Here is a 349-nt window from a genome sequence, read left to right as displayed (position 1 = left end):
GTCTGACGCGCACCGAGTTCTCGTTGCTCGAGATGCTGATGGCCAATCCGCGCCGGGTGCTCACCCGCAGCCGCATCCTCGAGGAGGTGTGGGGTTACGACTTCCCGACCTCCGGCAACGCGCTCGAGGTCTACGTCGGCTACCTGCGCCGCAAGACCGAGGCGGACGGCGAGTCCCGGCTCATCCACACCGTGCGTGGCGTCGGCTACGTGCTGCGGGAGACGCCCCCGTGACGGCCGCCACCCACTCCGGGCCCATCCCGGTGGTCGAGCCGGACCCGGTGCCGCAGATGCGCCCGCCGATGCCGCTGACCCGGTCGGTGTCGCTGCGCTGGCGGGTGACCCTGCTG

The 349-nt window shown here is 71.6% G+C and carries 1 protein-coding gene; it reads left to right on the top strand.

Annotated elements, in window-relative coordinates:
* Positions 1 to 233: winged helix-turn-helix domain-containing protein (locus tag AC1DYG_RS21150; RefSeq protein ID WP_477641768.1), on the top strand; the 233-nt coding region annotated here is incomplete at its 5' end.
* Positions 234 to 349 lie beyond the last annotated feature (116 nt).

The sequence above is a fragment of the Pedococcus sp. P1_H8 genome (assembly GCF_056405175.1).
This window is presented reverse-complemented; position numbering and strand designations above follow the sequence as displayed.